Raw genomic sequence first — 15,082 nt, 5'->3', positions numbered from 1 at the left:
ATTACTGCCTACGCAGGAATGACAAAAACGTGTTAAACGTATTGCTGAATAATACCAATAAGTGTGTTGGCATCTTGCTCTCCACTTTGTCTCCACTTCATTTCGCCATTTTTGTAAACAATTAGTGTTGGCAAGCCTTTAACACGCAAAGCTTCAGCTAATTCTTGATTTTTATCAACATCAATTTTAATCACTTTTGCTTTATCTCCTAAAGCTGCAGCAACATCTCGAAGTACTGCATGCATTGCTGTAGATTGCTCGTTCCATTCAGTAAAAAAGTCTAACAGAACTGGAATGTCTACATCAATAAGTTCTCCAAATTTTGACATATTGTAATGTTTTAAATCAATTTATAGTACACACAAACCTACAATTTTTTATTTAGTTTGATTATCAACTAATTAAACCCGTTAATCTGTACTTAATTATAAATATAAAAAAAAATGTATTAATCACAACACTTATTAGTGTTTATGCTTGTTTTACGCCTTTTTTAAGCTCTATAACGGTTATTTCTGGCCAAATACCAACACGACCAGGGAAAGCCAAATAACCAAAACCTCTGTTTACATTTATATATTGCCCCATTTCTTTGTAAATACCTGCCCAATATTTATAACGCCATTTTACAGGACTCCATTTAAACCACCCAGGAATTTCAATACCAAATTGCATACCATGAGTATGTCCGCTAAGTGTTAAATGATAATGATAATCGTCTTTAATAACTTCCTTTTCCCAATGTGATGGATCGTGACTCATTAATATTTTAAAATCATCTTTTTTAATCCCCGAAGACGCTTTCTTTAAATCACCAGCTTTTTTAAATCCGCCAGCGCCCCAATTTTCAACCCCAACTATGGCAATTTTTTCGCCACCCTTTTCAATGTATCTGCTTTCATTTAATAACACATCAAACCCAATCTCATTTTGTAACGCCTTTAAATCTTCAAGATTTTGAGATTTAGCCTCCTCAGAATCCCATCTTAAATAATCGCCATAGTCATGATTACCCAAAACCGAATACATACCATCTTTAGCTTTCAACTTGTTAAAAACATCTTTGTAGGGCACTAACTCTTCTGCTTTATTGTTTACAATATCTCCAGTAAACAATATCACATCACTTTCTTGTTGGTTTATTAAATCGACTGCATAACGCACCTTATCCATATTATCAAAACTACCAGAATGTATATCGCTTATTTGGGTAAGCTTATAACCATCAAAAGCTTGTGGTAAATCTTCAAAATACAAGGCATATTTTAATACTTTGTAATTGTACTTGCCTCTATAAATTCCGTATAAAATAGATGCAAAGGGTATGGCTGCTATACCCAATGCTATTTGGCTTAAAAATTGACGTCTGGATGCAAAATAATTTCCTTTGGCTGAATTTCCTTCAGTAAAATAACGATAAATAGCTAGTGGAACTCTAAAAATGTCTTCTCCAATCATTGAAATAGCTAAAATCATTTTTGGGATTAGAATGGTTATAAAAAACCCAAAAGCATAGGCATGAGCATGAGAAAAACCATCACTTCTATTAAAACCAAAATAGTAAAACACAAAATTACCAATTACCAGTATGGAAACTGCCCAATATAATATTTGAAGCCAATTATTTCTTGCAACCGTTTTAAATGCCTGAAATGCGTATAAGTCTAATATTCCGAAAATGACAATAAAAACAATCCAGCGCAGCATAAAACATATTTATAATTCGAGCAAAGATAGTCGTAAAAAAAGCGAAGAACTTTTAATAACATGTTAAATTTATACTACAGAATTACCTTTAAGATGTTTGAAATTTTTTTGGTGTCGGAATAGGCTTCAAAACGCTCATCAAAAAAAGAAGTGCTATTCATAGATATTTTTGGTGTTTCAATAACTTGTCTTAGTGTAGAAGCAGAACAATGTATTTCGCTAAAACCAGCATCTTTAAACAATAAAGCATTATTAACATTTATACCACTTCCTGGAAGTATTATAATACGGTTTTTAGCTTTTTGTTTTAGTTGTTTTAGTCGTTCGATGCCTTTTTCAGCACTAGTTTCTTGTCCAGATGTTAATATTCTATCTACTTCTAAATCGGCAAGTTGATCAATGGCTTCTAGTGGCTTTTTAACCCAATCAAACGCTCTATGAAATGTAAAAGGCAAAGGTTTTGCAAGCTCAACTAATTCTTTTGTTCGCTCTATATCGATAGTATTATCTTCATTCAAAATACCTGAAACAATACCACTACAACCCAATGCTTTACATTGCATAATATTATATTTCATAATGTCAAATTCATCATCAGAATAAGTAAAATTTCCGCTTCTTGGTCGTACTAAAACAAACGCAGGTATTTTAAGCGTTTCTGTAACTTTTTTAACTAAACCAAAGCTAGGTGTTATGCCACCTATTGCTAGCTCTGAACATAGCTCGATACGGTTTGCTCCTGCATTATCAGCATGAATAGCTGAACGATAAGAATTGGCACAAATTTCTAGTAGCATTTTTAGTATATTAGATGACTAAATTAATTAAAAAATCTAAGTTATCTTATATTAATCAATTACTAAAAATTAAACGCGTGAAAAGAAGAAACTTTATTAAAAATGCATCATTAAGTAGTGTTGGAGTAGCCGTTGGAAGTTCAATTTTAAACTGTGCAGAAAACAAAAAAGAAGACTCAACAACAACGACCTCAAAAACAAAAGCATCGTTGCCGTTAGTAATTGCCACTTGGAATGTACCAAACGCTACGGCAAAAGCTTGGGGTGTTTTACAAAATAATGGTTCTGTTTTAGATGCTTTAGAACAAGGTGTTATGATTGAAGAAGCCGATGAAAAAAATCAATCTGTTGGTAAAGGCGGGAGACCCGATCGAGATGGCAATGTAACACTTGATGCTTGCATTATGAATAAAGATGGTGATTGCGGCGCCGTTGTTTACATGCAAAATATTACCCATGCTATTTCCGTAGCTAGAAAAGTAATGGAAGACACGCCTCATGTTATGCTTGCAGGTAAAGGCGCAGAACAATTTGCTGTTAAAAGTGGTATGAAACAAGAAAACTTACTTACCGAGAAATCTAAAAAAGAATGGGAAGAGTGGCTTGTTGAAAAAGAATATAAACCTATTATAAACATTGAAAACCATGATACCATTGGCATGCTTGCTATTGATAAAAATGGTGATATTTCTGGCGCGTGTACCACTAGCGGACTTGCTTATAAAATAGCTGGTCGTGTTGGTGATTCGCCAATAATTGGCTCTGGTTTATTTATTGATAACGAAGTTGGCGGAGCAGTTGCTACAGGTTTAGGCGAAGAAGTTGTTAAAACCGTGGGTAGCTTTTTAGTGGTGGAGTTAATGCGCCAAGGTAAATCGCCACAAGAGGCTTGCGAAGAAGCTATTGGTAGAATTGTAAACAAACCTAATAGTAATTACAAAAACTTTCAGGTGGGGTACATTGCCGTTAATAAACAAGGTGAAACGGGATCGTATTCTATTCACGAGTGGTTTAGTATGACAAAATATCAAGATGGTAAAAATGAGAATTATCAATCGGATTATTATTTGAAGGATAAAGCGTAATCTATAAATATTTTACTTATTTAAAATTTTGAACTCCAACTTTTCGTAGCTTTGATTTTCTATCTAAACAAATAAAATGTCTGAACAAAAACGACTATTTCTGGTTGATGCTTATGCATTAATTTTCCGTGGCTATTACGCCTTTATTAAAAATCCTAGAATCAATTCAAAAGGTGAAGACACCTCAGCGATTATGGGTTTTATGAACTCATTGTTAGATGTTATAAAACGTGAACGACCAGACCATTTAGCCGTTTGTTTTGATAAAGGTGGTAGTACAGACCGTGTTGAAATGTTTGAAGCCTACAAAGCCAATAGAGATGAAACCCCTGAAGGTATAAAAACGGCTATTCCATATATTATGGAAATTCTTAAAGCCATGCACATTCCTATTATGGTAAAAGAAGGCTATGAAGCCGATGATGTAATCGGAACACTATCCCGTCAAGCAGAAAAAGAAGGCTACAAAACTTATATGGTAACGCCTGACAAGGATTTTGCGCAATTAGTAACCGAGAATATTTTTATGTATCGACCAGTGTTTGGTGGAGGTTATGAAACTTGGGGCATACCAGAAGTGCAGAAAAAGTTTGAGGTTACCGACCCCATGCAGGTAATTGATTTTCTAGGAATGATGGGAGATTCCAGCGATAACATTCCTGGATTACCGGGAGTTGGCGAAAAAACTGCCAAAAAATTTATTGCACAATTTGGCAGTATGGAAGGCTTATTAGCAAACACCGATCAGCTAAAAGGTAAAATGAAAGAGAAAGTTGAAGCTAATGGCGAATTGGGATTACTCTCAAAAAAATTAGCTACTATTATGCTGGATGTTCCAGTAACTTTTAATGCAAAAGATTTTGAATTGGATCATCCTGATGTTGAAAAGGTTAAAGAAATATTTCAGGAATTAGAGTTTAGAAGATTAACTGATAATTTTTTAAAAACGTTTTCATCTGAAACTGAAACTGCGCAAACTGCAATCGAAAAAACTTCAGAAAAAACGGAAACAAAAGCAACGCCAAAAGAAGTTAAATCTGCTGGTTCGGGGCAATTTTCATTATTTGGAGGCGATAACAATTCCGCGGAAGCGACAACAGAAAACACTTTTACACGCAAAACCACAGAAACGACATCGCATTTTTACCAAAGTGTAGCTCCTGGAATGGCAACCAAACTTTTTATTAAAAACTTGATGAGCCAAAATTCAGTGTGTTTTGATACCGAAACTACTGGTATTAATCCTATTACTGCTGAATTGGTTGGTATTGCTTTTTCGTGGGAAATTGGCAAAGGGTTTTATTTACCTATTCCTGAAAACAGAGACGAAGCTCAAGAACTTATTGAACAATTACGTCCGTTTTTTGAAAGCGAATCGATTGAAAAAATTGGTCAGAATTTAAAATATGATATTAAAGTTTTAGCAAAATATAATGTTGAAGTAAAAGGCAAATTGTTTGATACCATGTTAGCGCACTATTTGATTAACCCCGATATGCGTCACAATATGGATGTATTGGCAGAAACCTATTTAAATTACACCCCAATATCAATAACTGAATTGATTGGTAAAAAAGGTAAAAATCAACTTTCGATGCGTGAGGTTTCGTTAGACAAACAAACCGAATATGCCGTTGAAGATGCTGATATTACTTTGCAATTAAAAGAGCATTTTCAAAACGAATTAGGCGAAGCCAATACCCAAAAATTATTTGATGAGATTGAAATCCCTCTACTTCGTGTTTTAGCAGCCATGGAATTAGAAGGTATTAATTTAGATAAAGCTTTTTTAAATGGTCTATCTGAGCAACTGGATAAGGACATTAAAGCCTTAGAAAGCAAAATATATGCTGAGGCAGGCGAAGAGTTTAACATTGCATCACCAAAACAATTAGGCATTATTTTATTTGAAAAACTTAAACTGGTTGATAAGCCAAAAAAGACTAAAACAGGACAATACTCAACCGCAGAAGAAGTATTGAGTTACTTAGCTAAAGAGCACGAAATTATTCAAAATATTTTAGATTTTCGTGGGTTATCAAAATTAAAAAGCACCTATGTTGACGCCTTACCAACACAAGTTGAAGAAACCACAGGGCGTGTGCATACCGATTATATGCAAACTGTTGCAGCTACAGGTCGTTTGAGTAGTAATAATCCAAATCTTCAAAATATTCCTATCCGCACAGAACGAGGAAGACAAGTTAGAAAAGCCTTTATCCCTAGGAATGAAGATTATATTTTATTAGCAGCCGATTACTCGCAAATAGAACTCCGTATTATTGCTGCCTTAAGTAAAGAAGAAACCATGATTGAAGCCTTTAAAAACGGAGAAGATATTCATGCCTCTACAGCCTCAAAAGTATTTAATGTACCTTTAAATGAAGTCACCCGTGAGCAACGTAGCAATGCTAAAACGGTGAACTTCGGGATTATTTATGGGGTTTCTGCCTTCGGATTAAGCAATCAAACCGATTTATCCAGAAGTGAATCTAAAGAACTTATTGACACGTATTACGCAACTTATCCAAAATTACGTGCCTACATGAGTGAGCAAGTCGATTTTGCGCGTGACAATGGCTATGTGCAAACCGTTTTAGGGCGGCGTCGTTATTTAAAAGATATTAATTCCCGTAACGCGGTAGTTCGTGGTGCTGCAGAACGTAATGCGGTAAACGCACCCATTCAAGGTAGTGCTGCAGATATTATTAAAATTGCCATGATTAGTATTTACAATAAACTACAAGAAGGCAATTTTAAAACCAAAATGCTTTTACAAGTGCATGATGAATTGGTGTTTGATGTTTACAAACCAGAATTGGATAACATCAAAGTTTTGGTAAAAACTGAAATGGAAAATGCTTTTAAAATGGATGTGCCATTGGATGTGGAGTTGGATACTGGTTTGAATTGGTTGGAGGCGCATTAGAATGAAAGTTTTAAAATCTAAATACAATTATTTGATCCTAGCTACTACATTAGGTATTTATGGAGTAATAATGATTTTACAGGGAGGGTGGTCTGGAGATTTTTGGGAACACTGTGCTGTTGTAAAGGAACTGACAAACAATTTAGCAAACCCAACAAATCCAATGATAAGGGCAGATATACCCCATGCATTTTTCTCCCCTTATTCTGTTGTTGTTTCATTATTTTCTAAAATTTCGGGGTTTAGTCCCATAGAATCACTTGAGTTTTTTGCCTTTTTTAATCTAATCTTTTTCCTTTTTAGTTTCTACTTATTTTGTAAATCTTTATTTAAAGAAGATTACAACATTATCGCTTCAATAAGCTTGATACTTACTTTATTTTTTTGGGGTAATAATCCCTACAAATGGAGCGGTTTTTTCCATTTTACAACTTTACATTACGTACTGCCATACCCATCAACGTTTGCTATGGCTTTGGTCTTTCTAATTTTAGCGGTTGTGCTAAGGGACATAAAGCAAGATAATTATTATTTTTTATCAGGAATCATTGCTTTAAATTCTGTTGTTGCTATTACACATCCTACTACTGTAATCCCGCTTAACGTTTCAATTGTTGCTATTTATTTTGTTTATAATGGCTATTCTGTAAAGAAATGCTTTTTAAAGTCATCAAAAATAATAATACCTAGTTTGATATTATGTTTATTATGGCCCTACTACAATTTATTTGATTTGTTAAGCGGAAATACCGCAGATTTCCATAGTGATTCAATAGAGCTTTACAAAGGCTTTTATAAAAGAATTTGGCCGCTATTAACCATCATTCCTTATCTTTTTTTCTACAAAAAAGATCATATCATTGATTTTTTATTAATTACGACAACTCTACTTTTCTTGATTTATATAGGAGGATATATTCTTGGGGTATATGGATTTTCAAGAGTCATTTCTAATATTATGATGCTTGGTCATTTTCTTATAGCTTACATTATTTATAATTTAATCAAAGAATCTCGTTTTAAGAACAAAATCTATTTGACAATACTATCTGTAGCTTTTTTTGCATCAGTTATTATAAATAAGGGAGACAACTATCATACCTTTATACAAGTTTTTAAAGAAAAAGATATTCGCTACTATGAAAAATTTTCATTTCTCAAAACCATGGTTAAGTCAGATGACTTAATACTGTCTCATGGCCTTACAAATTCGATGATTCCTGCTTTTAACGGTAAAGTATTATCATCAGGGCATCCGCTTTATTGGGTAGATGATATAGTTGAAAGAAGACAAAATTTAAACATTTTTTTTTCAAAATCAACGACTGACTCAATAAGAGAAGGTATAATAAATAAATATGTCGCTGATTATGTTTTGCTTGATCATAATATAATAGATCTTGATAAATCAACATACAAATGGCTCAAGTCTAAGGGCAATTCCATCTATAAAAAAGATGAATTAGAACTTGTTAAATTATCTAAAACCAGATAAATTAAAATGATTGACAATAAAAAGATTATAATTGTTTTACCTGCTTATAATGCTGCAAAAACTTTAAAAAAAACATATCAAGAAATCCCTTTTGATATTGTTGATGAAATTATATTAGTTGATGATTATAGTACCGACGACACATTTATAGTTGCTCAAGAATTAAATATTAAACACATCATCAAGCACGAAATTAATTCTGGGTACGGAGCCAACCAAAAGTCATGCTACAATAAGTCTTTAGAGTTAAATGGAGATATTATTGTTATGTTACATCCAGATTACCAATACACCCCAAAGCTAATTCATTCAATGTGCTACTTAATTGCTAACGATTTATATCATGTTGTTCTAGGTTCAAGAATATTAGGAATGGGAGCTTTAAAAGGTGGTATGCCTTATTACAAATATTTTGCAAACCGTTGTTTAACATTATTTCAAAATATCCTTATGAAACAAAAACTTTCAGAGTATCATTCGGGGTACAGAGCATTTTCATCTGAAGTTTTAAATACAATAAATTTCAATATAAATTCTGATGATTTTGTTTTTGATAATCAAATGCTAGCACAAATATGTTACAATAATTATGAAATTGCAGAAATTACATGTCCTACAAAATATTTTGAAGACGCCTCTTCAATAAATTTTAAAAGAAGTTGTAAATATGGACTTGGGGTGTTAAAAACTTCCATCGAATATTTTCTTGATAAAAATTTGAATATTAAATCCTCTATTTTTAGAAAATAAACTTAGTCTTTTTTTGCATTTATTAAAAAACAAAAGTATAATTACCTCCGCTTCTTCTTCCCCCTATACTTCACCTTATTCTTCCGTTTATTAAAAGGTACCGCATCGTCAAAGGTATGTTTGGCTTCACCGCTAGGTTTATTTTTACGCCATTTTTCAGTTTTAGCAGGCAGTAATACATCTAATAAATCTTGACGTCCTAATTTATTCAAGGTGTTTTTAATCCACGTCTTATTTTCATCTTTATACCAAAAGAAAAACCGATGTTGTTCATCCTTTTCTTTTCTAGTCTTTGGGGTTTTAACTTTTTTAAGTGTGTAAGGATGATACCCACTATAATATATTACCGTAGCCACTGTCATAGGTGTTGGCGTAAAACCCTGCACCTGTTCTAATTGAAAGCCCATATCTTTAGTTTCGGCAGCCAAATTAGCCATATCTTCGGCTTCGCAAGCTGGATGATTTGAAATAAAATACGGTATCAGTTGTAACTTCAACCCTTTTTTAATATTGATCTTATCGAAACGCTCCTTAAACTTATGGAAATAACTAAACGAGGGTTTACGCATCAATTTCAACACAGGATCGCTGGTATGTTCTGGCGCTACTTTTAAACGTCCAGACACATGCTTCGTCATCACTTCTTCAGTATAATCATCCAACTCTTTAGGGTCGGCATTTTTATTAAATTCTGGCACTAACATATCATGACGAATACCGCTACCAATAAACGATTTCTTTACTTTCGGATGACTATCTACTGCCTGATACAACTTAGTTAAAGGCTTATGAGACGTATCCAGGTTGCTACAAATGACAGGCGAAATACAAGAAGGCGCTACACATCGATCACATATTTCCTGCACTTTACCTTTCATCTTGTACATGTTTGCACTTGGGCCACCAATATCAGATAAGTACCCTTTAAAATCTGGCATATTTGCTACCTTATCTACCTCTCGCAGTACCGATCCCTGACTACGAGAAGCAATAAACTTTCCTTGATGTGCCGATATGGTACAAAAACTACAGCCTCCAAAACAACCTCTATGGATATTAATAGAGAATTTAATCATTTCAAACGCAGGAATAGGCCCTCGTTTGTTGTATTTAGGATGTGGTAATCTAGTATAAGGCAAATCGAAAGACGCATCAATGTCGTCCTCCGTCATTGTCGGGTAAGGTGGATTAATCATCAACGTTTTACCTCCTACCTTTTGAAAAATGCGTCGCGCCGCCAATTTATTACTCTCTTGCTCTATGATTTTAAAATTAGAAGCAAATTTCTTTTTATCCTTCAAACAAACCTCATGCGATGCAATCTCAACATCTTCCCAATTAATATTCTTAGGGATTTTTGCCTCCGCATCCAATAAAACAGCCGTTTGCTTAATAGTTGTAATGCTAGAAAACGGCACCCCCTTTTGCATTAAACGCACCACTTCTCTCAATGGTTGCTCTCCCATTCCATACACCAACATATCCGCTTTAGAGCTTTCCAAAATAGTAGGCATTAGCGTATCACTCCAATAATCGTAATGCGTCACACGACGCAACGATGCTTCAATCCCACCAAGTAAAATAGGTACGTGAGGCCATTTTTCCTTTAAAATTTTGGAGTAAACCGTTGTGGCATAATCAGGTCGAAACCCAATATCACCATTAGGGGTGTATGCATCTTTATCGCGTCGCTTTTTATTAGCGTTATAATTACTCACCATCGGATCCATACAACCACCAGTAACACCAAAAAACAATTTGGGTGCTCCTAGTTTAACAAAATCTTGGAGATTATCATTTACATTAGGCTGAGGCACTATGGCAACACGCAAACCATAGCTTTCTAAAATACGTCCTATTACTGCAGGTCCGAATGACGGATGATCCACATAAGCATCACCACTAAATAGGATAACATCTAGTTCATCCCATCCCCGTATTTTCACCTCTTTATTCGTGGTAGGTAACCAACTGGAAAGTTTTAACTCCTGCATAGCATTGCAAAAATAGACAAAAAACTACGCATCGCATGACATTTGAAAGAATGACCTCTCCACAAATTAGTAATTTCAAGAAATCCATGTATTTTTGCAGCGCTTTAAATAATTTTAATGAGCATTATTTCGAAGGACATACAAAAAGCTATTGCACTTTTAAGTGCAGATAAACTGGTAGCCATACCTACTGAAACGGTATACGGTCTCGCAGGAAACATATACAGTGAAAAAGCTATAAAAAGTATTTTTGAAACTAAAAAACGTCCATTCTTCAATCCACTTATTGTTCATATTCCATCAACTGATACTTTAGATGATATTGTAAGTTACGTGCCAGAAAAAGCAAGATTATTAGCCGAAGCCTTTTGGCCAGGATCAATGACCTTGGTTTTAGAAAAACACGCCACAATACCAGATATAATCACTGCAGGAAAAGACACCGTAGCAGTGCGTGTACCCAAACACCCACTAACTTTGGAGTTACTAAAACAACTTCCATTTCCTTTAGCAGCGCCAAGCGCCAACCCTTTCGGGAGTATTAGCCCTACAAAACCAGAACACGTCGAACGTTATTTTAAAGATGCTATCGGTCAGGTTTTAGATGGAGGCCCATGCTCCAATGGCATAGAATCAACCATCATAGGTTTTGAAAATGATGAACCTATCATTTATCGTTTAGGCGCTTTGGCTATAGAAGATATTGAGGCCGTAATAGGTAAAGTAGCCATAAAAAACAAAAAAGAAATCAGTCCTGATGCTCCAGGTATGCTAGAACGCCATTATGCGCCATCGACCAAAACATTTCTAACCAATAATATTTCACAAGAATTAAAAAAGCATTTAGGAAAACGCATTGGGGTCTTAGTTTTTAAATCAGCCATAAAAGATAGCAATATTATATCTCAAATTATTTTATCTAAAAAAGGAGATCTGCAAGAAGCAGCATCACACCTATATAATGCTATGCACGATTTAGATCACCAAAATCTAGATGTTATAATCGCAGAAAAGTGCCCTGATTTTGGTCTAGGAAAATCTATAAACGACAGATTGCAACGCGCCACTTTTAGCAGTTAATTTTGCACACGTTTAGGCATCTGATTTTCAACTACAAAAAAACCTTAAACTAGGTTTGTTAATCAAATATATAATCGTAAATTTGCAAACTCTTTTTGAGAGAGGAATGTTTAATTAGAAAAAATTTAAAGTGTGGACACATTAAGCTACAAAACGATTTCAGCAAACAAAGCTACTGCAAATAAAGAGTGGGTTTTAGTTGATGCTGAAGGTCAGGCGCTTGGTCGTTTATCATCTAAAGTTGCAAAGCTTTTAAGAGGTAAACACAAGCCAAACTTCACACCTCATGTAGATTGCGGCGATAATGTTATTATTATCAATGCAGAAAAAATCACGTTATCTGGAAACAAATGGAATGACAAGTCATACATTCGTCATACAGGTTACCCAGGAGGACAAAGAAGTTTAACTGCTACAGAATTGTACGGGAAAGACCCTGCAAGAGTAGTAGAAAAATCAGTTAAAGGAATGCTCCCTAAAAACAAATTAGGTGCAGATTTATTCCGTAACCTAACAGTTGTTGTTGGTTCAGAGCATAAACACGAAGCTCAAAAACCAAAAACAATTAACTTAAACGAATTCAAATAATGGATGTAATTCACAAAATTGGCCGTAGAAAAACGGCTGTTGCGCGCGCTTATGTTTCTAAAGGAAAAGGAAACATTACAATTAATAAAAAAGACTTAGCTAATTATTTTACTACTGCTACTTTACAGTACAAAGTAAAACAACCTTTAGTTATGACTAACAATGACGCCAACTTTGATATTACAGTAAATGTATATGGAGGTGGTATTACTGGGCAAGCAGAAGCTGTTCGATTAGCAATTTCTCGTGCTATGTGCGAATTAGATGCTGAAAACAGATTAATCTTAAAACCAGAAGGCTTATTAACAAGAGACCCAAGAATGGTAGAGCGTAAAAAATTCGGTCAGAAGAAAGCGCGTAAAAAATTCCAGTTCTCGAAACGTTAATATTCTGGACTTGGTACAGGATTTGTATTGCAGATTTCTTTATCATTTTCAAAACAAAAAAATAAATTTAAACACAGTTATTGTTGTCCTAGTGTAAAAGCAGGATTTAGTTTAGCATCTAAATGGTTGAGGCGAATTTAAAAAAATGACCACTTAACCATTGCTAATTCAACAGAACGTAAACTATTACAGAATGGCAGTAGAAGTAAAAGAATTACTTGAAGCAGGTGTACACTTCGGACACCTTACACGTAAGTGGGATCCTAACATGGCACCTTACGTATATATGGAGCGTAACGGTATCCATATTATAAACCTTTACAAAACAGCAGCTAAAATTGACGAAGCTGGAGCAGCTCTTGCTAAAATTGCAGCTTCTGGACGTAAAATTTTATTCGTTGCAACAAAAAAACAAGCAAAAGATATAGTTGCAGAAAAAGCTGGAGACATTAACATGCCTTACATTACTGAAAGATGGCCAGGTGGTATGTTAACAAACTTTGTTACTATTAGAAAAGCGGTAAAAAAAATGGCTTCTATTGATAGAATGAAGAAAGACGGCACTTTCATGACCCTATCTAAAAAAGAGCGTTTACAAGTTGATCGTTTAAGAGCTAAGTTAGAAAAAAACTTAGGCTCTATTAGCGACATGACGCGTTTACCAGGAGCTCTGTTTGTTGTAGATATTAAACGTGAGCATATCGCGATTAAAGAAGCTCAAAAATTAAACATTCCAATTTTTGCAATGGTTGACACCAACTCTGATCCACGTCAAGTTGATTACGTTATTCCTGCAAACGATGACGCTTCTAAATCAATTGATAAAATATTATCTCATGTTGCTTCTGCAATAGCTGGAGGTTTAGCTGAGCGTAAAGCCGAAAAAGATGCTGCAGCTGTACCAAAAGAAGAGGCTCCAAAAGCAAAAGCTGCACCAGCTAAAAAAGCTGAAGTAGTTGCTGAAGAAGAAGAATAAAAACATTAATACAAAACAAATAAGTCGTTTGGTTCTTTTTTGAAAAAATATTCCTTGACGTTTCGGCGTCAAGGTTTCCTTTTTAAATGTCATTCCCGCAAAGGCGGGAACCTCATCCAAAATATGAACGACTTTTTTAAATTATAATTACTATGAGTACTACAGTAAAAGTAACAGCCCAAGAAGTAAACAAATTAAGACAAGCAACAGGTGCGGGTATGATGGATTGCAAGAAAGCTTTAGTTGAAGCTGAAGGCGATTTTGATAAAGCTATAGAAGTGCTTCGCAAAAAAGGACAAAAAGTAGCTGAAAAAAGAGCTGATAGAGATTCTTCTGAAGGTGCTGCTGTTGCAAAAATAAATGCAGACCAAACAGAAGGTGTTGCTATTGTTTTAGGATGCGAAACAGATTTTGTTGGTAAAAACGAGAACTTTTTAGCATTAGCAAACCAATTAGCAGAAATCGCTTTAAACACTAATTCTAAAGATGAGTTTTTAGCCGCTAATTTTGATGGCATGAGTGTAGCTGATAAGTTAGTTGAACAAACTGGTGTTATTGGTGAGAAACTTGATATTACAGCTTTTGAAAAATTAGAAGCTGCCTACGTTGGGTCTTATGTTCATATTAATAAAATTGCAGCCTTAGTTGGTTTAACTGCAAAAGTTGATAACGCCGATATTTTAGTAAAAGACGTTGCTATGCAAGTAGCTTCTATGGGAGCAACTTCATTATCTTACAAAGATTTCGATCCTGGGTTTATAGCATCAGAAACTGAAGCAAGAATTGCAGTTATTGAAAAAGAAAATATTGAATTAGGACGTTTAGGTAAAACACTTAAAAATGTACCTCAATACATTTCTATGGCACAATTAACTCCTGAAGTATTAGCTCAAGCTGAAGAAGCTGCAAAAGCAGAATTAAAAGCAGAAGGTAAACCAGAGCAAATTTGGGATAGAATTTTGCCCGGTAAAATGGAACGTTACATCTCTGACAACACAACTCTAGATCAAGAACAATGTTTACTTGACCAAAAGTTTATTAAAGATGAAAAGAAAACAGTTGCAGAATATGTTTCTTCGTTTGGAGTCGTTGAAATATCTGGTTTTAAACGTGCTACAGTAGGATAATATCTTTCTCGAACCTCCAAAAGCTATTGGGGTAGGAGGTGATTAAATAAAATTCAAAACCGCTACTTTAATTAAAGTAGTGGTTTTTTTATTCAAAAAAATCACGTTTCATATAAATTCAAAAAATAAAAAAATTATGTAGCTTTGCTAAACTCTAATTTCCACGAA

Annotated in this window: 13 protein-coding genes; 9 read left to right on the top strand and 4 right to left on the bottom strand. The window is 34.4% G+C overall.

What is annotated here, in order from left to right; translation table 11 throughout:
- Positions 1-32: 32 nt before the first annotated feature.
- From L3X37_RS03610 to L3X37_RS03600, 3 genes are all read right to left on the bottom strand, one after another.
- A complete protein-coding gene (locus tag L3X37_RS03610) occupies positions 33-329 on the bottom strand; it encodes a thioredoxin family protein (protein ID WP_237238813.1) in 297 nt (98 codons plus the stop codon).
- A gap of 142 nt (positions 330-471) precedes the next feature.
- Positions 472-1,707: a metallophosphoesterase gene (locus L3X37_RS03605; RefSeq protein ID WP_237238812.1), complete on the bottom strand. Its 1,236-nt coding sequence runs from the start codon at positions 1,705-1,707 to the stop codon at positions 472-474.
- Between the two features lie 74 nt (positions 1,708-1,781).
- On the bottom strand, positions 1,782-2,504 hold the full coding sequence (locus tag L3X37_RS03600; protein ID WP_237238811.1) for a copper homeostasis protein CutC: 723 nt from the start codon (positions 2,502-2,504) through the stop codon (positions 1,782-1,784).
- Between the two features lie 77 nt (positions 2,505-2,581).
- On the opposite strand from L3X37_RS03600, the gene L3X37_RS03595 reads away from it, so the two are divergent.
- The 4 genes from L3X37_RS03595 to L3X37_RS03580 all read left to right on the top strand — a co-directional run bounded on the left by L3X37_RS03595 (position 2,582) and on the right by L3X37_RS03580 (position 8,763).
- Positions 2,582-3,589, top strand: a complete 1,008-nt coding sequence (locus L3X37_RS03595) for an isoaspartyl peptidase/L-asparaginase family protein (protein ID WP_237238810.1) — start codon at positions 2,582-2,584, stop codon at positions 3,587-3,589.
- Between the two features lie 76 nt (positions 3,590-3,665).
- The gene (gene polA, locus L3X37_RS03590; protein WP_237238809.1) at positions 3,666-6,518 is read left to right on the top strand and encodes a DNA polymerase I; all 2,853 of its coding nucleotides are present in this window, start codon (positions 3,666-3,668) and stop codon (positions 6,516-6,518) included.
- Position 6,519: 1 nt separating this feature from the next.
- A complete protein-coding gene (locus L3X37_RS03585; protein ID WP_237238808.1) occupies positions 6,520-8,013 on the top strand; it encodes a hypothetical protein in 1,494 nt (497 codons plus the stop codon).
- 6 nt (positions 8,014-8,019) lie between these two features.
- The gene (locus tag L3X37_RS03580) at positions 8,020-8,763 is read left to right on the top strand and encodes a glycosyltransferase family 2 protein (protein ID WP_237238807.1); all 744 of its coding nucleotides are present in this window, start codon (positions 8,020-8,022) and stop codon (positions 8,761-8,763) included.
- A gap of 41 nt (positions 8,764-8,804) precedes the next feature.
- On the opposite strand, the gene L3X37_RS03575 is transcribed toward L3X37_RS03580, so the two are convergent.
- Entirely contained in the window at positions 8,805-10,757 is a 1,953-nt protein-coding gene (locus L3X37_RS03575) for a YgiQ family radical SAM protein (RefSeq protein ID WP_237238806.1), read from the bottom strand.
- A 117-nt stretch (positions 10,758-10,874) separates the two neighbouring features.
- Between L3X37_RS03575 and L3X37_RS03570 the strand changes: the two genes are divergently transcribed.
- The 5 genes from L3X37_RS03570 to tsf all read left to right on the top strand — a co-directional run bounded on the left by L3X37_RS03570 (position 10,875) and on the right by tsf (position 14,914).
- Complete coding sequence (locus L3X37_RS03570) at positions 10,875-11,837, top strand: L-threonylcarbamoyladenylate synthase (protein WP_237238805.1); 963 nt, start codon at positions 10,875-10,877, stop codon at positions 11,835-11,837.
- Positions 11,838-11,969: 132 nt separating this feature from the next.
- Positions 11,970-12,425 carry a 50S ribosomal protein L13 gene (rplM, locus tag L3X37_RS03565; protein WP_237238804.1) on the top strand — a complete coding sequence of 152 codons (456 nt, stop codon included), beginning with the start codon at positions 11,970-11,972 and terminating at the stop codon, positions 12,423-12,425.
- The gene (gene rpsI / locus L3X37_RS03560) at positions 12,425-12,811 is read left to right on the top strand and encodes a 30S ribosomal protein S9 (RefSeq protein ID WP_237238803.1); all 387 of its coding nucleotides are present in this window, start codon (positions 12,425-12,427) and stop codon (positions 12,809-12,811) included. The genes rplM and rpsI overlap by 1 nt, the downstream gene beginning before the upstream one ends.
- Positions 12,812-13,004: 193 nt before the next feature.
- Positions 13,005-13,787, top strand: a complete 783-nt coding sequence (rpsB, locus tag L3X37_RS03555; protein ID WP_237238802.1) for a 30S ribosomal protein S2 — start codon at positions 13,005-13,007, stop codon at positions 13,785-13,787.
- Positions 13,788-13,939: 152 nt separating this feature from the next.
- A complete protein-coding gene (gene tsf, locus L3X37_RS03550) occupies positions 13,940-14,914 on the top strand; it encodes a translation elongation factor Ts (RefSeq protein WP_237238801.1) in 975 nt (324 codons plus the stop codon).
- The last annotated feature ends 168 nt before the right edge of the window (positions 14,915-15,082 follow it).

Source organism: Wocania arenilitoris (assembly GCF_021728535.1).
GTDB classification, from domain to species: domain Bacteria; phylum Bacteroidota; class Bacteroidia; order Flavobacteriales; family Flavobacteriaceae; genus Wocania_A; species Wocania_A arenilitoris.
The sequence above is the reverse complement of the archived record's forward strand: the minus strand, read 5'-3'. Positions and strand labels throughout refer to the sequence as shown.